At 72.4% G+C, this 16,009-nt stretch carries 15 protein-coding genes; 11 read left to right on the top strand and 4 right to left on the bottom strand.

Going from position 1 to position 16,009, the window contains the following annotated elements:
• Nucleotides 1–6 precede the first annotated feature (6 nt).
• From FIP57_RS09510 to FIP57_RS09470, 9 genes are all read left to right on the top strand, one after another.
• On the top strand, nucleotides 7–1,068 hold the full coding sequence (locus tag FIP57_RS09510) for an ABC transporter substrate-binding protein (protein ID WP_148573292.1): 1,062 nt from the start codon (nucleotides 7–9) through the stop codon (nucleotides 1,066–1,068).
• Nucleotides 1,065–1,916 carry an ABC transporter permease gene (locus FIP57_RS09505; RefSeq protein ID WP_148573291.1) on the top strand — a complete coding sequence of 284 codons (852 nt, stop codon included), beginning with the start codon at nucleotides 1,065–1,067 and terminating at the stop codon, nucleotides 1,914–1,916. Before FIP57_RS09510 ends, FIP57_RS09505 begins: the two co-directional genes overlap by 4 nt.
• Complete coding sequence (locus tag FIP57_RS09500) at nucleotides 1,913–2,695, top strand: ABC transporter permease (protein WP_148573290.1); 783 nt, start codon at nucleotides 1,913–1,915, stop codon at nucleotides 2,693–2,695. Before FIP57_RS09505 ends, FIP57_RS09500 begins: the two co-directional genes overlap by 4 nt.
• 5 nt (nucleotides 2,696–2,700) lie before the next feature.
• Nucleotides 2,701–3,816 (top strand): ABC transporter ATP-binding protein, encoded by a 1,116-nt coding sequence (locus tag FIP57_RS09495; RefSeq protein ID WP_203231147.1) that lies wholly within the window; start codon nucleotides 2,701–2,703, stop codon nucleotides 3,814–3,816.
• Between the two features lie 52 nt (nucleotides 3,817–3,868).
• Nucleotides 3,869–5,254, top strand: coding sequence for an NAD-dependent succinate-semialdehyde dehydrogenase (locus tag FIP57_RS09490; RefSeq protein WP_148573289.1), 1,386 nt, complete (start codon nucleotides 3,869–3,871; stop codon nucleotides 5,252–5,254).
• Nucleotides 5,255–5,318: 64 nt separating this feature from the next.
• A complete protein-coding gene (locus FIP57_RS09485; protein WP_162529741.1) occupies nucleotides 5,319–5,669 on the top strand; it encodes a (2Fe-2S)-binding protein in 351 nt (116 codons plus the stop codon).
• Entirely contained in the window at nucleotides 5,666–6,856 is a 1,191-nt protein-coding gene (locus FIP57_RS09480; RefSeq protein ID WP_148573287.1) for an NAD(P)/FAD-dependent oxidoreductase, read from the top strand. Before FIP57_RS09485 ends, FIP57_RS09480 begins: the two co-directional genes overlap by 4 nt.
• Complete coding sequence (locus FIP57_RS09475; RefSeq protein ID WP_148573286.1) at nucleotides 6,853–8,199, top strand: FAD-dependent oxidoreductase; 1,347 nt, start codon at nucleotides 6,853–6,855, stop codon at nucleotides 8,197–8,199. The genes FIP57_RS09480 and FIP57_RS09475 overlap by 4 nt, the downstream gene beginning before the upstream one ends.
• A complete protein-coding gene (locus FIP57_RS09470) occupies nucleotides 8,196–9,578 on the top strand; it encodes an NAD(P)/FAD-dependent oxidoreductase (protein WP_148573285.1) in 1,383 nt (460 codons plus the stop codon). The genes FIP57_RS09475 and FIP57_RS09470 overlap by 4 nt, the downstream gene beginning before the upstream one ends.
• Nucleotides 9,579–9,934: 356 nt before the next feature.
• Here the strand turns inward: FIP57_RS09470 and FIP57_RS23195 are convergent, their stop codons facing one another.
• Together FIP57_RS23195 and FIP57_RS09460 are read right to left on the bottom strand one after the other, a co-directional pair.
• Nucleotides 9,935–10,096: a hypothetical protein gene (locus tag FIP57_RS23195; RefSeq protein WP_162529740.1), complete on the bottom strand. Its 162-nt coding sequence runs from the start codon at nucleotides 10,094–10,096 to the stop codon at nucleotides 9,935–9,937.
• 87 nt (nucleotides 10,097–10,183) lie between these two features.
• Nucleotides 10,184–11,122 carry a helix-turn-helix domain-containing protein gene (locus tag FIP57_RS09460; protein ID WP_148573284.1) on the bottom strand — a complete coding sequence of 313 codons (939 nt, stop codon included), beginning with the start codon at nucleotides 11,120–11,122 and terminating at the stop codon, nucleotides 10,184–10,186.
• A 185-nt stretch (nucleotides 11,123–11,307) separates the two neighbouring features.
• Between FIP57_RS09460 and FIP57_RS09455 the strand changes: the two genes are divergently transcribed.
• Both FIP57_RS09455 and FIP57_RS09450 read left to right on the top strand, forming a co-directional pair.
• On the top strand, nucleotides 11,308–13,179 hold the full coding sequence (locus tag FIP57_RS09455; protein ID WP_148573283.1) for an amidohydrolase: 1,872 nt from the start codon (nucleotides 11,308–11,310) through the stop codon (nucleotides 13,177–13,179).
• Nucleotides 13,176–15,059 carry an amidohydrolase gene (locus tag FIP57_RS09450; protein WP_148573282.1) on the top strand — a complete coding sequence of 628 codons (1,884 nt, stop codon included), beginning with the start codon at nucleotides 13,176–13,178 and terminating at the stop codon, nucleotides 15,057–15,059. The genes FIP57_RS09455 and FIP57_RS09450 overlap by 4 nt, the downstream gene beginning before the upstream one ends.
• 79 nt (nucleotides 15,060–15,138) lie before the next feature.
• Here the strand turns inward: FIP57_RS09450 and FIP57_RS09445 are convergent, their stop codons facing one another.
• Both FIP57_RS09445 and FIP57_RS09440 read right to left on the bottom strand, forming a co-directional pair.
• Complete coding sequence (locus tag FIP57_RS09445) at nucleotides 15,139–15,615, bottom strand: SRPBCC family protein (protein ID WP_148573281.1); 477 nt, start codon at nucleotides 15,613–15,615, stop codon at nucleotides 15,139–15,141.
• A complete protein-coding gene (locus tag FIP57_RS09440) occupies nucleotides 15,612–15,962 on the bottom strand; it encodes an ArsR/SmtB family transcription factor (RefSeq protein ID WP_148573280.1) in 351 nt (116 codons plus the stop codon). Before FIP57_RS09440 ends, FIP57_RS09445 begins: the two co-directional genes overlap by 4 nt.
• Nucleotides 15,963–16,009: the final 47 nt, after the last annotated feature.

Below are 16,009 nucleotides of genomic sequence, written 5' to 3'. Positions count from 1 at the left end.
CCATTCATGACCAGCGCACGAGGTGGTCGTCCCCGTCGGTTGGCGTCCCTGGCGGTCGCCACCCTGGCAGTCACCGGCCTCGCCGCCTGCGGAGGCGACAGCGACGCGGACTCGGGCAGCGGTGACTCCGAGCTGACCGTCGTGAGCTACGGCGGCGGCTACCAGGAGGCCCAGGCCCAGGCGTTCATCGAGCCGTTCGACGAGGCGAACGACGACATCACGGTCGTCCAGGACAGCCCGACCGACGTCTCGAAGCTCCAGGCGATGGTGGAAGCCGGCAACCCGCAGTGGGACGTCGCGTTGGTGGCGAACGACTTCGGGAACGACAGCCAGAAGGAGTGGCTGACGCCGATCGACTACTCGGTCGTCGACAAGGACGCGATCGTCGAGGGGTACGCCGACACCTACCGCGTCGCGGCCGACATCGAGGGCACGGTCGTCGCCTACCGCGAGGACAAGCTGGACGCCGCACCCGAGACGTGGGCGGACTTCTTCGACACCGAGAAGTTCCCCGGCAAGCGCGCGGTGAACAAGTACGCCGCGGGAGGGATCCTGGAGGCCGCTCTCCTCGCCGACGGTGTCTCGCCGGAGGAGCTGTACCCGCTGGACGTCGACCGTGCGCTGGCCAAGCTGGACACGATCAAGGACGACATCATCTGGTGGGAGACGGCGGCCCAGTCCCAGCAGCTGCTCGAGTCCGGCGAGGCGGCTCTCGGGTTCGTGTGGATCGGCCGCGCGGTGGACGCCGCCAAGACCGCCCCCGTGAAGATCAACTGGAACACCTGGACGAGCCAGGACGCCTACTGGGTCGTGCCCAAGGGGAGCGACGCCGAGGAGGCCGCGATGGAGTTCATCGCGTTCGCGACCAGCAAGGAGCCCCAGGAGGAGCTCGCGACCCTGCTTCCGTACGGCGTGGTGAACGTGGAGGCCGCCGAGTCGGAGGCCGTCGCCGCCGACCCGAACCGGCCCAGCAACCACCTCGACACGCAGGTGCGCATGGACGACCAGTGGTGGGCCGACAACATCGACGACGTGTCCGACCAGTTCAACGAGTGGCTGCTGGGATGACGTCCCCGGCGTCGGCCGTCCGCCGGGCACCGCTTCGCGCGGTGTCCGGCGGGTGGCTCCTCGCGCTGCCGGCCCTGGTCTTCCTGGCGGTGCTCTTCCTCTGGCCGCTGCTGAAGATGGGGCAGGAGAGCCTGACCGACGGGTTCTCGACGTACTCCGACGTGCTGTCGTCGACCGTCTACCGCCGTGTCTTCTGGACCACCGCGGCCACCGCAGGGCTCGTCACGTCGATCTGCCTGCTCATCGGGTTCCCCTACGCCTACGTGATGTACCGGTCCTCGCGGACGACGCGGACGCTGCTCCTCGCGGTGGTGCTCCTGCCGTTCTGGAGCAGCCTCCTGGTGCGCAGCTTCGCCTGGATCGCGCTGCTCCAGGACTCGGGGCTGATCAACCAGACGCTGACGGGGGTGGGGATCCTCGACGAACCGCTGCCGCTCATCCGCACCCAGCTCGGCGTGCTCGTCGGCATGGTCCACATCATGTTGCCGTACATGGTGCTCCCGCTCTTCGCGACGATGCTCCGCATCGACGACCGGCTCCTCCTGGCCGCGACCAGCCTGGGCGCCTCGCCGTGGCGCCGTTTCGTGCGGGTCTTCGCGCCGCTCAGCGCTGCCGGGATCTTCGCCGGTGCGCTGCTGGTGTTCACGATCTCCCTCGGGTTCTACATCACCCCGGCCCTCCTCGGAGGTCCTCGGCAGACCATGATCGGAGAGGTCATCGCCGACGAGGTGCAGCAGTTCGCGCTGCCGACCGCCAGCGCCCTCGGCATGGTCCTGCTCGCCGGCACGATGATCCTGCTGGGCATCGTCGTCACGGCCCTGTCCCGGGCGAAGGAGCGGACCGCATGAGGACCGTTCCCGCGCGTTGGCTCGCGCTCCGTGCCGTCGCGGTCCTGGTGGGCCTCTTCCTCATCGTGCCGACGCTGATGGTCGTCCCGATGTCGTTCAACGGGTCGTCGACCCTCGGCGTCCTCAACGGGGACTGGACGACCCGCTGGTACTCCGACCTCTTCGGGGACCCGCGGTGGCGGGCAGCGGCGGCGAACAGCCTCAAGATCGCCCTGGGCACGACGGCCCTGTCCCTCCTCCTGGGCACGCTCGCGGCTTGGGGGTTGAGCAAGGGGACCCGCTTCGGTGAGCTGATCCGCGGCGCCTCGCTCGCACCCGTCGTGATCCCGCCCGTGATCCTCGGGGTCGGGATGTACACCGTCTTGCTGCGGTGGGAGCTGACCGGCTCCCTGACCGGGCTCGTCCTCGCGCACACCGTCCTGGCGCTGCCGTTCGTGATCGTCTCGGTGTCGGCCAGCTTCGCCCAGCTCGACCCGGTGTACGAGCGCGCGGCGATGTCCCTGGGCGCGAACGGCTTCCAGCGGTTCGTGCGGGTCGTCGTGCCGCTCGTGGCACCCGGCGTCGTGGCCGGCGGGCTCTTCGCCTTCGTGACGTCGTGGGACGAGATCGTCGTGGCGATCTTCCTGACCGACGCCAGCACGCGCACGTTGCCGGTCGAGATGTGGATCCAGATGCGCACCCAGGTCACCCCGACGCTGGCCGCGCTGGGCACGGCGCTCTTCGCGCTGTCCACGGTCGCGCTCCTGGCGATGCAGCTTCTTCGTAGAGATGAGAGTTGAGAACCTTGACGACCACCACGACGAACGCCGGCAACGGCACCACCTCGGGGCAGCTGCACGCCAAGGGCGCCGAGCTCCGGCTGCAAGGGGTCCGCAAGTCCTTCGGCGACAGCGTCGCCGTGCACGGGGTCGACCTCGACCTCCGGCCGGGTGAGTTCCTCACCATGCTCGGCCCCTCCGGGTCGGGGAAGACCACGACGCTCAACATGATCGCCGGCTTCCTCGAGCCGGACAGCGGCGTCGTCACCCTGTCGGGCAAGGACATCACCCACACCCCGCCGCACAAGCGCGACATCGGCATGGTCTTCCAGAACTACGCCCTGTTCCCGCACCTGTCGGCCCTGAAGAACGTCATGTTCCCGCTGCAGATGCGTGGCGTCGACAAGAAGTCAGCACGGCGTCGTGCCGAGCTGGCGCTGGAGATGGTCGAGCTGTCGCACCTGGCGAAGCGGCTGCCCAAGCAGCTCTCGGGCGGCCAGCAGCAGCGAGTCGCCCTCGCCCGTGCCTTCGTCTTCGAGCCGGGGCTGCTCCTGATGGACGAGCCTCTCGGCGCGCTCGACAAGCGGCTGCGCGAGACGATGCAGGTCGAGATCATGCGTGTCTGCCGCGAGGTCGGCAGCACCGTCGTCTACGTCACGCACGACCAGGACGAGGCGCTCACGATGAGCGACCGGATCGCCGTCTACAACCACGGCTACGTCGAGCAGCTCGACACCGCAGAGGGGCTGTACGAGCGCCCGACGACGACGTTCGTGGCCGGCTTCATCGGCGACTCGAGCATGCTCTCGTGCCAGGTGCGCCCGGGAGGCGACGTCGTCGGCTCGGGGTGGCACACCGCCGCATCGGCCCGTGACATGGAGCCCGGCAAGGCGACCCTCGTGCTGCGGCCTGAGTCGGTGACGGTGCGCGCCGACGGCACGGGCGTCGGCGGCTGCTCCGTGCAGGCCACCGTGAGCGACGTCTTCTACTTGGGGTCGCACGTGAAGTACCTGCTCCGGACCGAGGCCGGCGAGACCGTCCAGGCCCACGTGCCGCGCTCGGAGGCCCCGACGCCGTTCGCCCGCGGGGCGAGCGTCGTCGCCGCCTGGAAGCCGGAGGCCGGGATCGTGCTCGCCGAGTGACGCCCCACCTCACCCCTCCCATCCCCGACCCGACGAACGACAGGCCTTGCAGATGACCGGAACGACCGTGCCCTACCGAGTGACCAGCCCCGTGACGGGGGAGGTCCTCGAGGAGTTCCCGCACCTCACCGACGCGGAGGTGGACGCCCTCGTCGCAAGGGCGGCCTTGGCCCAGAAGGAGTGGGCCTCACGGCCGATCTCGGAGCGGGCCGCGATCGTCGCCGCGGTCGGCGAGCTGTTCGCCAAGCACGCCGAGCGGCTCGGCGCGATCGCCACGACCGAGATGGGGAAGCCGATCGACGATGCGGTCGGGGAGGTGCAGTTCTGCCACGACATCTTCGGCTACTACGCGAGCGAGGGGCCGGGCCTGCTGGCGGACCAGGAGCTGCCCGTGCAGGCGGCGACCGCCCGCATCCAACGGCTCCCGATCGGTCCGGTGCTCGGGATCATGCCGTGGAACTTCCCCTACTACCAGGTCGCCCGCTTCGCGGCGCCGAACCTGGTGGCCGGCAACACGGTCGTCCTCAAGCACGCGGAGAGCTGCCCCCGTTCGGCGCTCGCCATCGCGGAGCTGATGCTTGAGGCCGGAGTGCCGGACGGCGTGTACGTCAACGTCTTCGCCACCCACGACCAGGTGGCGCGCATCATCGCCGACCCCCGGGTGCAGGGCGTCTCGCTGACCGGCTCGGAGCGGGCCGGTGCCGCGGTGGCCGAGATCGCGGGCCGCCACCTCAAGAAGGTGGTCCTGGAGCTCGGTGGCTCCGACCCGTACGTCGTCCTGGACACCGACGACGTCCGCGCCTCGGCGTGGGCCGCCTGGCGGACCCGGCTCTACAACGCCGGCCAGGCCTGCAACTCCAACAAGCGGATGATCGTCATGGCGGACGTCTACGACGCGTTCGTCGAGGCGCTGGTCGAGGAGGCGCGCGGACTGGAGCCCGGTGACCCCGCAGCCCTCGCCGACGGCACCTTCGCGCCGATGAGCTCGCGCGCCGCCGCCGAGGCGTTGGCCGCACAGGTCCAGGACGCCGTGGAGCAGGGCGCGACGCTGCACGTCGGCGGGGTGCTCGTCGACGGACCCGGTGCCTACTTCCGACCGGCGGTGCTCACCGGGGTCACCCCGGCGATGCGCGCCTACCGCGAGGAACTGTTCGGACCCGTTGCCGTCGTCTACCGCGTGGAGTCGGACGACGACGCCGTACGGCTGGCGAACGACAGCCAGTACGGCCTGGGAGGCGCCGTGTTCAGCACCGACCCCGCGCGTGCGGCGAAGGTGGCCGACGCGCTCGAGGTCGGCATGACCAACGTCAACACCGCTGCGGGTGAGGGCGCCTCCATGCCGTTCGGCGGGGTGAAGCGCTCTGGCTTCGGTCGCGAGCTCGGACCGCTCGGCATCGACGAGTTCGTCAACAAGCGGCTCCACTACGTCCAGCGCTGACCACCAGACCAGCAGCTTCCCGCGGCCGTCGACGCCCGACGACCGCTCGACAATGGAGGACCAGATGATCCGGCAACCCTTCCGCAGGTGGAGGGAGCGCACCCCCGGCCGACGTCGCAGCGCAGCCCTGGACCGGCGCACGCTCGTGTGCCCGTGCCACGACGCGACCCTGTTCGACCTCAGGAACAGCTGGGACGAGGGGTACCAGCACCCCGAGACCCTGAAGCGGGCGACCGCGGTCTTCATGGGGCCATGCCAGGGCAAGATGTGCGCCAAACTCGTCGGGAACGTCGTCGCCGAGCTCCAGGGCGGTGGGGAGCCTGAGCAGCGGCGTCCCTCGGTGCGCCCGCCCCTTTTCCCCGTGCGGATGGGCGACCTCGTGCACGAGGACGAGGTCGGCGGGGGAGCGGCATGACGCTCCCTGGAGTGACCGCCGGGCCACCCGCCTCCTCCTACGACGTTGTCATCGTCGGTGCTGGGGTGCAGGGGCTCGCCACGGCGTACGAGCTGGCCCGGCGAGGCGTCACCAACGTGGCGGTCGTCGACCGCTCCTGGCCCGGGGGCGGCGCCAGCGGCCGCAACGGCGAGATGATCCGCTCCGCGTTCTCCAGCCGGGAGTGGACGCAGCTGTTCGAGCTGAGCCTCAAGCGGTTCGCCGAGCTCTCGGCGGAGCTGGACTTCAACATCCTCTTCAGCCCCTCCGGCTACCTCGTGCTCGCCTCGACCGAGGAGGAGGTGGCGGGGCAGGACGCGATCGCCGCCGCCCAGGCGGCGTACGGGGTCGAGACGGAGGTGCTGGGCGCGGCGCAGGTCCGCAAGCTGGTGCCGCACCTCAACCCCGATCTCGCGCTCGGCGGGATCCTTCAGCGCAAGGGCGGGTTCGCCCACCACGATGCCGTGGTCTGGGGCTACCTGCGCGCCGCTGCTCGCGCCGGTGTGTCGGTCTTCAGCGGGATCGACGTCCTGGGGGTGACCACGGCCGGCGGTCGCGTCACCGGCGTCCGTACCAGCGCAGGTGACATCGCCGCCGACGTGGTGGTCAACGCCGCCGGCACCACCTCCGACGACCTCAACCAGACGGTCGGCGTGGAGCTGCCGCTGATCAAGGCCCGGCTCGAGATGATCGTGACCGAGCCGGTGAAGCCGTTCCTCAGCTGTGCACTGGCCTCTCCCCACATGCTGGGCTACTGCCACCAGACCGCACGCGGCGAGTTCGTGGGCGGGACCGAGCGGCCGGGGGCGGACGAGACGGACAGCCTCAACACGACGTACCACATGCTGCGCGACACGGCGACGAAGTGGGTCAAGCTCTTCCCCTCGCTCGCCGGCGTGCGGATCCTGCGCAGCTGGGCGGGGACGGTCTCGCAGACCCCGGACTTCGCGCCGGTCCTCGGCGAGGCGCCCGGTGTCCCGGGCTACTGGCTCAGCGTCGGCTGGATCTACGGGTTCATGGGCGCCCCCGGAGCGGCGCAGCTCCTCGCCGAGGCGATCACGACGGGTCGGGTCCCCGACACGATGGCGCCGTTCGGGGCACAGCGGCTGCTCGACGGCCGCCTCATCGAGGAGAACACTCTCGTCGTCATCTCGGAGGAGGCCTCATGACGTCGGCCGGTGAGAAGGTCACGTTCACGTTCGAGGGCCGGACGCTGACCGCGCGGCGCGGCCAGTCGGTCGCGTCCGCGCTCATGCAGTCGGGGACGACGGTCCTCACGCGGAGCTTCAAGTACCGCCGTCCGCGCGGCTACACCTGCGGGTACGACGTCTGCGGCAGCTGTCCGGTCACGGTCGACGGGCTGCCTGGGGTGAGCGCATGCTCCACCCCTGTGCAGGGTGGCGAGTCGGTGGACCGGGAGCGCGGTTGGCCCAGCGCCGACCGGGACGTCATGCGGGTCTCGGACCTGATGGCGCCGCTGCTGCCTGCCGGGTTCCAGTTCCGGCTGTTCCGCTCCCACCCGAGGCTGGCGCATCTGGCGGAGAAGGTGATGGCGCGGGTCGCCGGCGCCGGCCGATTCCCCACCGCGGAGGCCGCCGCCGCCACCCGGACGCTCACCTCGACGGCCCGTCCGGACGTGCTCGTCGTGGGCGGTGGGCTGTCCGGCTGCGCCGCGGCCCTCGGCGCCGCTTCGACGGGGGCCTCCGTGGCGCTGGTCCACCGCGGGCCGCTCGGCGGCCGGGCGCTCGCCCGGTCCGGCTCGGCGGCGTGGGAGGGCACGACGACACCGGTCGCCGCGCTCGCCGCCCGGCTCGCGGACGAGGTCCGTGCACACGAGGCGATCGACGTCCTCGACGGCACCGCGCTCTCCTGGTTCGAGACCGGCGTGGTGCCCGTGGTCGGGGGCGACAGGGTGGTCGACATGTGGCCGACGCAGCTGGTGGTGGCGACCGGGTCGTACGACGTGCCCGGCCTCTTCCCGGGCAACGACAAGCCCGGCGTGGTGCTCGCCGACGGGGTGAGCAAGATGCTCCGGGTCGACGGGGTCGTGCCCTGGCGGCGCGCCGTCGTCCTGACCGACTGCGAGCGGGGCGACGTCCTCGCCGCGCAGCTGCGGGAGGCGGGCGTGGAGGTGGTGGCGGTCGTGCACCAGGACGGCGCCGACGGCACGTTGCCGGGCCCCCGCCACCTCACCGGCCGGATCGAGGCGGCCCGCGGGCTCAAGACCCTCCGTGCCGTCGACGTGCGCGTGGGCGGCCGGGTCGAGACCTTCGACACCGACCTGCTCTGCGTGGCGCTCCGCGAGCGGCCGGCCGACGACCTGGCGCTGCAGTGGCGCTACGTGTCCGCCGGCTCGCCGACGTCGGTGGCCGGCGGGTGGTCGGGTGCACCGGTGGACGAGGACGGGCTCGCCGTCGTCGGCTCGGCCGCCGGCTGGCTCGAGGACGACCCCGAGCAGGCCCGTGCCGTCGGCGAAGCCGTCGGTGCCCGCGCGGCAGGTGTCGCCCGATGACCGCCCAGACCCCCTCCCTCTGGGACACGGGGGTCGAGCAGTGGACCAAGGTGCGTCCCGCCCTCGGCTCCGACATCTCGTGCGACGTCCTGGTCGTGGGGGCGGGGTACACCGGGCTCTGGACGGCGTACTACCTCTCGGAGCTCGCTCCGCACCTCGACATCGTCGTGGCCGAGGCCGAGCGGGTCGGGTACGGCGCCTCGGGGCGCAACGGCGGCTGGCTCTCCTACCTGGTGCCCGGCAACCGGCAGGTCTACGAGAAGGGCCCGCGCGGGCACGAAGGGCTGGTCCGGCTGCAGCGGCAGATGGTGGACGCCGTGGACGAGGTCCTCGACGTCGCTGACCGCAGCGGCCTCGCCATCGACGCGCGCAAGGGCGGCAACCTCGTGGTGGCGCCGAACGAGGCGGGCATGGCGAGGTTGCGGCTCCGGTACGCCGCGGACCTGCGCGCCGGCATGGCGACCGACGAGGTGCGGATGCTGACGGCCGCCGAGGTGGCCGAGAGGGTGGACGTCGCCGGCGCCGTCGGTGGCCTCTACGCCGAGGCCTGCGCACGGATCCACCCGGGCAAGCTGGTGCGTCAGCTGGCGGACCTCGTCGAGAGCCGCGGCGTCCGCATCTTCGAGCGGACGCGGATCACGGACGTCGAGGAGGGGGTGGCCCGGAGCCACCACCTGCGGGTGCAGGCAGGTTCCACCTTGATCTGCACCGAAGGGTTCAGCGGCCCGCTGCTCGGCCGCCGCAACGTGATCCCGATCCGCAGCACGATGATCGCGACGCAGCAGCTCGGCGACGCCGACTGGGAGCGGATCGGCTGGCAGGAGGCCGAGTGCCTCTCGGACACCTCGCACACGTTCATCTACGCCCAGCGGACCGCGGACGGACGCATCGCCGTGGGGGGCCGCGGCAAGCCCTACGAGTTCGGCTCCCGGATCGACGAGCGCCAGGGGTGCCACCCGCAGGTCGAGCAGGCGCTCCTCGACCGGCTCACGCAGTACTTCCCCGGTGTGCGGTTCCGGGCCGACCACGCCTGGTCCGGGGTCCTCGGCGTCTCCCGTGACTGGTGCGCGAGCGTGCGCTACGACCGCGCGTCGTCCGTCGGGTCGTCCGTGGGGTACGCCGGCCACGGGGTCGCGGCGGCGAACCTCGCCGCCCGCACCCTTGTCGACCTGGTGCTCGGCCGTGACACCGAGCGGGTCGCACTACCCCTGGTGGACCACCGTCCTCCGCGGTGGGAGCCCGAGCCGATCAGGTGGGTCGGCGTCCAGACGATGTACCGCCTGTTCCGGACCGCCGACGCCCGGGAGGAGAAGCGGGGCGCGACCTCCACGTCGCTGATCGCCCGCGCGGCCGGCAAGCTGGCCGGGCTCTCTCCCTGAGGGATCGGACTGACGCGCTGGTTCCCGACGTACGGACGGATTCCTGCCCGCAGAACCGTCCGTACGTCGGGAACGAGGGTCAGGCCGGGGACCGGTCACCGCCTGGCCGGCTGCGGGGAGCGCCCGTGCTGCGCGCAGCGCCGCCGCATCGCGGAGCAGGGCCCTCGTCGGCATGCACGCCCAGGACGAGCACTCCCCGCCGACGAGCTCGCGCTCCACGACAGCCGTGCCCAGCCCACCTCGTAACGCTCGGTCGGCAACGTTCTCGCCGACCAGGCCCGCGCCGATGACGACGACGTCGAAGCTCTCGTGCGTCGCGTGCACCTCGGTGCCGGGGCTGGAGGTCGACGCGGTCATCACGCTGCCCTCGCCGCGAGGTGGAGCCGGATCGCCGAGACGAGGAAGAAGAGGCCGCCGAGCGTGACGTACCCACCGAGAGCCGTGGTCGACGGCTCCGGGCCCGAGGCCATCGCCAGGAAGCTGGCGCCGGCGAGGGTGGTGGCCGCCGGGTGCCTCACCGACCCCTCGGCCGTCTGCGAGACGTTCCTCCAGGCGGTTGAGGGCTGCTCATCTACCGCAGCCGGGAGGACCGCGCGGGGGAGGGGTCACGCCTCGGGATGACGGCCGCGGCGGAGCCGTTGCGGGCTGGTGCCGAACTCGCGGGCGAAGGCGCGGCTCAGCGCGCTGGGGTCGCGGAACCCCCAGCGCAGCCCGATGGCGGCGACCGTCTCCCCGTCGTGGGCCGGGTCGAGGAGCTCGCCACGGACCATCTCCAGCCGGCGTCGGCGCAGGTGGTCGCTGACCGTCGTGCCGTGGTCGGCGAAGATCCGCCGCACGTAGCGCGGGGACAGGAAGTGCGCCTCGGCCAACGCCTCCGTCGAGGCGTCCGGGTCGGCCAGGTGCTCGTCGAGCCAGGCGGTGAGCTGGGAGAAGAGCGCCGCGACGTGGCTGGTGGGGGCGTCGGTCGCGCCGGAGTCGGCCAGGACGGCGTGGACGCAGGAGGCGATGGCGTCGCCGAGGTACCCCGCCGACGCGGTGGAACAGTCCGCCGGCAGGTCGACCACCTGGCGGAGCAGCCCGGCGAGGAACGACGACGAGGGGTGGCGGGAGAGGTCCCGGGCGAGGACCGCGCCCTCGTCGACGGCGTGACCGCGCATCCGCCGGAAGGGGACCCGGACCACGAGGTAGCGGTGCGGACCGTCGGTGCGGATCCGGAACGGTGACCGGTTGTCGTAGAACGCCACGTCGCCTGGTCCGAGCCGCACGGTCTGCTCCCCGCGGGTGACCGTCACGCTCCCCTCGACGACCAGCCCGACGACCAGCCCGTCCGCCGGCTCGCGGTGGTGCGGCGCCACCTCGACCGCGTCGCCGGCGAAGAGGCAGGCGGAGACGGCGCCGAGCTCGAGGGCCCGCTCGATGCGGGGCAGCGTCCGCGCGCGTACGACGACCGCGTCCGGCGTCGCGGCCGGGTCGCCGTCGACCCGGTCGAGGTAGCCGGCCAACAGGTGGGCGCGCGGTTCCCGGGGCTCGGCTGTACCTGCCACAGGGCCTCGACCTCCGCCTCCCCCGTCCCGTCCCGAGCGACCCGGGTTGGTCGCCGCGGCACCGTTCTGTGCCGGACCGGCACAACCCCGGAGGCGGCTCTCCCCGAATCCTTTGGGCCCGAACAATATGCCGGGACCGGCTCCGGGGCCACCCGTCCCAGCCCTGGTCGATCGAGGAGACGTCGATGACGGAGACCACCAGCCAGACAGTCAGCCAGCAGCCGCTCACCCGGCGCCACGTGCTGGCCGGCGCCGCGGCTACGGGCGCCGTTACCGCCGCGGGGCTGGTCTCCGCGGGCCCGGTCGCGGCGAAGCCGAAGGTCGCCGACACCATCGTGGTCGGCGCGAAGGTGCTCCTCATGGACAAGCGGTTCCGCCAGGAGGAGGCGATCGCGATCCGCGACGGCCGGGTGATGGCCGTCGGCTCGCGGCGCGAGATCAAGCGGCTCGCGGGGCGGCGCACCGAGGTGATCCACGCCGGTGGCGGCACCGTCCTCCCCGGCATCAACGACTCGCACCTGCACCTCGGCTCGCTGGCGCTGACCGTGCCTCCGCTCTCCTACAACGTCGACACCGCGACCATCCCCGAGCTGGTCGAGGTGGTCCGCCAGGCCGTCGAGGCGAGCAGCTCCCCGACCGCCTGGATCCGCGGCCAGGGGTGGAACGACAACCGGCTCCCGAAGGCGCCCGACCGCCACGACCTCGACGCGGTCAGCGGTGATCACCCGGTGATCCTCACCGACTTCTCGTTCCACGCCATCGCGGTGAACACCAAGGCGCTCGAGCTCGCCGGGATCACCCGAGACACCGAGCCGCCGACGGGTGGCGTCATCGAGCGTGACGGCAACGGTGACCCGACGGGCGTCCTGCGGGAGACCGCGCAGGGGCTGGTGCAGTCGGTCGTCCCGCCGTTCACCGAGGCGCAGGTCTCGGAGGGGATCGACGCCAGCGTCGCCGCGCTGCACGCGCTCGGGATCACCAGCGTCACCGACCCGGGCATCGGGCTCGACGCGCTCGTCCGCTACGCCCGCAAGCACCGCCGAGGCGAGCTTCCGCTCCGGCTCAACCTGCTGCTCTCCGGCGGGAACAGCGTCCGGTCGATGCGGCAGGTCATCGACGGCTACGAGCCGCTGCGCCGGGTCGACCCGACGTTCCTGCGGGTCGCCGGGGTGAAGATCTTCGCCGACGGCATCCCGACCGCCGCGCAGACCGCGTGGCTGCGCCGCCCGTACCTCGACGGCACCAACGGCTCGCTCGTGACCGCCGGTGCCACCGTCGAGGAGCAGGTCGAGACGCTGCACCGGATGATCCGGATCGCCGTCCGCCACGGGTTCCAGGTCGGCACCCACGCCACCGGTGACGCGACGATCGACGCGGTGGTCGACGGCTACATCGAGGCCATGGGGCGCAACTGGCGGAAAGCTGACCTGCGCCACTACGTGATCCATGGCGACCTGACGCCGAAGAGGACGCTGCGCCGGATGGCCCGCCACGACATCGGCGTGAACATGAACGGCACGATCAAGTTCCTCCTCGGCCGCACCCTCGACCCGGTGCTCGGGCCGGAGCGCACCGACTACCAGTGGCCCTACCGCTCGGCGCTGCAGGCGGGGGTCCGGGTCTCCAGCTCCTCCGACGCCCCGGTGACCCAGCCGTCCTGGCTGCAGGGCGTGATGGCGATGCGGCTCCGCGAGGGGATGTTCGGCGGCGTCGCCGGCCGGGCCGAGCGGATCTCGGTCCGCCAGGCGCTCGCGACCTACACCCGCACCCCGGCCTGGCAGGACCACGCGGCCGGGTACAAGGGCACGCTGCGGCCCGGCCGGGTCGCCGACCTCTGCATCGTCGACGGCGATGTCCTCGGCGTCGACCCGCACGAGCTCGTCGACCTCCAGGTCGCGGCCACCCTCGTCGCTGGCAAGGTCGTCCACGACGGCACGTCGTCGTCCTCGCGCACCCGCGCGTCGAACGTCGCGGCCGGGATCAGCACCCATTCCGCGGGAGCCTGCCTCGAGCAGGGGCTGTGCTGCTGCGGGCTCTCGGAAAGGTTGCAGGCATGACGTCCCTCTCCCGACGCGGGCTCCTCGGAGCCGCAGCCGGCTCCGCCGCCGCGGTGGCCGCCGGCGCCACCTCCGCCCACGCGAAGCCCGGCCGTGGCCCTGGCCACGGGCACGGCCCTGGTCACCGGCGGGGCCAGGCCGACCTGGTGCTCCACGGCGGCTCAGTGCTGCTGCTCGACCGTCGCTTCACCGTCGCCGAGGCGGTCGCGATCCGCGGCGGCGTCGTCGTCGCCACCGGCGCCTCGCGGGAGCTGCGCCGCTGGATCGGCCGCCGCACCGAGGTGGTGAACCTGCACGGCCGGACGGCGCTCCCCGGTATCAACGACTCGCACGTGCACGGCATCCGGACCGGGCTCGCCCTCCCGCCGTACAACATCGACGTGGGGCTCTCCTCGATCGCCGACGTGGCGGCCGCGGTCGGCGAGGCCGCGGCGGCTGCCGAGCCGGGCGCCTGGATCCGCGGCAAGGGGTGGAACCAGGACGACTTCGCCGAGGGGCGCGCGCCGACGCGGCAGGACCTCGACGCGGTGTCGCCCGACAACCCCGTCGCGCTGCTCGACTGGTCGAACCACCAGCTCTGGGTGAACTCCCGGGCCCTCGAGGTCGCCGGGATCACCGCGTCCACCCAGCCGCCCGCGGGTGGCGTGATCGTCAAGGACGGCTCGGGCCAGCCGACCGGGCTGCTCTTCGAGACCGCGATGGGGCTGGTCAACCAGCACATCCCGCCGTTTACCGAGGAGGAGCAGACCGGCGCGCTGCAGAACAACATCTCGCTGCTGCTCAGCCAGGGGATCACCAGCTACACCGAGCCGGGGGTCGGCGCGGTGCAGCGGCAGATCTACGAGCGGCTCGCCGCGGCCGGGGAGCTGCGGATGCGGGTGACCGCGCTGCTCAGCCGGGACGACGACACCTACCCGGTCAACGCCGACCAGGTCCGGGAGATCCTCGCCGGTCGTGGCGGCCGCGGGTCGGGCCGGTTCCGGGTCAACGGTGTGAAGCTCCGCGCCGACGGGGTCCCGATCGCCAGCCGCACCGCGTGGATGCGGGAGCCGTACGTCGGCGGCGGCCGGGGGAGCCTCGTCACCGACGGGTCGACCGACACCGAGAAGGTCGCCGAGCTGCTCGAGATGATCGCGCTGGTCGAGGCCGCCGGGCTGCAGGTCGGCACCCACGCCACCGGGGACGCGGCGATCGACGTGGTCGCCGAGGGGTACGCGCGTGCGGCCCGCGGTCGCGGTCGGGGTCATGGCCGTGGTCGCAAGCACCGGCACTACGTGATCCACGGCGACTTCGCCTGGCCGGAGACGCTGCGGCTGCTGGCGCGGTCGGGTGCCGGGATCAACTTCAACCCGAACATCAAGCAGCTCATCGCCGACAGCCAGCCCGGCGTGGTCGGCCCCGAGCGGGCGGCCTACCAGTCGCCCTACGCCGCCGCCCTCCGCGCCGGGGTCCGGGTCGCCAGCTCCTCGGACTCGCCGAACGTCGTCCCCGACTGGCGGCAGGGGCTGGAGACGATCCTGCTGCGACAGGGACTCTCCGGCGAGGTGTCCGGGCCGGGGCAGCGGATCGGGCTCCGGCCGGCGCTGGAGAGCTACACCACCGTCGGGGCCTGGCAGGACCACGCCGAGGGGTGGAAGGGCAGCCTCGAGCGCGGCAAGGTCGGCGACGTCTGCGTGCTCGACGGGCGGCTCGTCGACCGCAAGGGGCGGCTCGCCCTCCCGGCCGGCGAGATCTCCGGCTTGGGGGTGGCGATGACGGTCGTGGGCGGCGAGGTCGCCTACACCGCCGAGGACGCCGCCCAGCGGAGGGAGGCCACCGCGGCCGCCGGCGTCAGCTGGGCCTCGAAGCCCGACCCCGGAGGCATGTGCCGCCACTGCTGACGGTCACCCGGACGGGCAGCTCGGGTCGGACGGGGGCCTGGGAGGCCGGTCCGGCGGAGAGCTGCCCGTCGGAGTGGCCCTACCGTGCGGTCGCCGTGGCGAACCGGTCGAGGTAGAGCGGCCAGCCGTCCTCGTCGGCCACGCCGCCGGCCAGCGACTCCCACCCGGGGCCGTGCCGGTCGAGGTGGCGGTGGACCAGCTCGACGCGGGTCCGACCCTCGTCCTCGGCGACGAACGAGACCTCGACCTCGCTGGTGTTCGCCAGGTCGGTCTCGAGCTGCCAGGTCGGGCTGATGTCCCAGCTGAACACCACGCGGTGCGGAGGGTCGAAGGCCAGCACGCGGGCCCACCGGCACTCCGAGCCGTCCTCGGCCCGGTCGTAGACGAACCCGCCGACCCGTGGCTCGAAGCGGGTCTCCGTGAGGGGTGCGCCGAGCAGGTTGTGCTCCTTCGGCTTGATCTCGTCGAACCGTTCGGTGAAGACGCGGAACGCCTGCTCCGGCGGGACGTCCACCACGACGTGGCGGCGGACCTCGGGGACGGTCTTCTCGGTCATGGGGTCTCCTCGTTGCTGTCGGTGCCGTTCTCGGTGTCGCTGTCCGTGCCGGTGGCCCGCTCGAGCCCGCCGAGGGCGCGCGACCAGAAGGTGTCGAGCTGGTCCCGGAGCGCGAGCACGCCGGCCTCGTCGAGCCGGTACACCCGCCGGGTGCCCTCCGCCCGCTCGACGACCAGCCCGGCGTCGCGGAGGACCTTCAGGTGCTGGGAGACGGCGGGACGGCTGATCGGGAGCCGGGACGCCAGCTCGCCGACCGCGAGGGGGCCGGCCGCCAGCTGCTCCACGATCGTGCGGCGCGTCCGGTCGCCGAGGACCGCCCACTCGTCGTCGGAACGGTAAGTCTCCACGAACCGTAAGTTGTCACTTACGGTCGACCGTCGTCAACAGTGGACCA

It is taken from the genome of Nocardioides caldifontis (genome assembly GCF_008087345.1).
In the GTDB taxonomy this organism is placed as follows: domain Bacteria; phylum Actinomycetota; class Actinomycetes; order Propionibacteriales; family Nocardioidaceae; genus Marmoricola_A; species Marmoricola_A caldifontis.
This window is presented reverse-complemented; position numbering and strand designations above follow the sequence as displayed.

Bases quoted from the DNA above. Each gene is read 5' to 3' on its own strand.
- FIP57_RS09470 (WP_148573285.1), top strand. From the start codon at position 8,196: ATGACCGCCCAGACCCCCTCCCTCTGGGACACGGGGGTCGAGCAGTGG.
- FIP57_RS09450 (WP_148573282.1), top strand. From the start codon at position 13,176: ATGACGTCCCTCTCCCGACGCGGGCTCCTCGGAGCCGCAGCCGGCTCC.
- FIP57_RS09480 (WP_148573287.1), top strand. From the start codon at position 5,666: ATGACGCTCCCTGGAGTGACCGCCGGGCCACCCGCCTCCTCCTACGAC.
- FIP57_RS09485 (WP_162529741.1), top strand. From the start codon at position 5,319: ATGATCCGGCAACCCTTCCGCAGGTGGAGGGAGCGCACCCCCGGCCGA.
- FIP57_RS09500 (WP_148573290.1), top strand. From the start codon at position 1,913: ATGAGGACCGTTCCCGCGCGTTGGCTCGCGCTCCGTGCCGTCGCGGTC.
- FIP57_RS09490 (WP_148573289.1), top strand. From the start codon at position 3,869: ATGACCGGAACGACCGTGCCCTACCGAGTGACCAGCCCCGTGACGGGG.
- FIP57_RS09505 (WP_148573291.1), top strand. From the start codon at position 1,065: ATGACGTCCCCGGCGTCGGCCGTCCGCCGGGCACCGCTTCGCGCGGTG.
- FIP57_RS09510 (WP_148573292.1), top strand. From the start codon at position 7: ATGACCAGCGCACGAGGTGGTCGTCCCCGTCGGTTGGCGTCCCTGGCG.
- FIP57_RS09445 (WP_148573281.1), bottom strand. From the start codon at position 15,615: ATGACCGAGAAGACCGTCCCCGAGGTCCGCCGCCACGTCGTGGTGGAC.
- FIP57_RS09455 (WP_148573283.1), top strand. From the start codon at position 11,308: ATGACGGAGACCACCAGCCAGACAGTCAGCCAGCAGCCGCTCACCCGG.
- FIP57_RS09475 (WP_148573286.1), top strand. From the start codon at position 6,853: ATGACGTCGGCCGGTGAGAAGGTCACGTTCACGTTCGAGGGCCGGACG.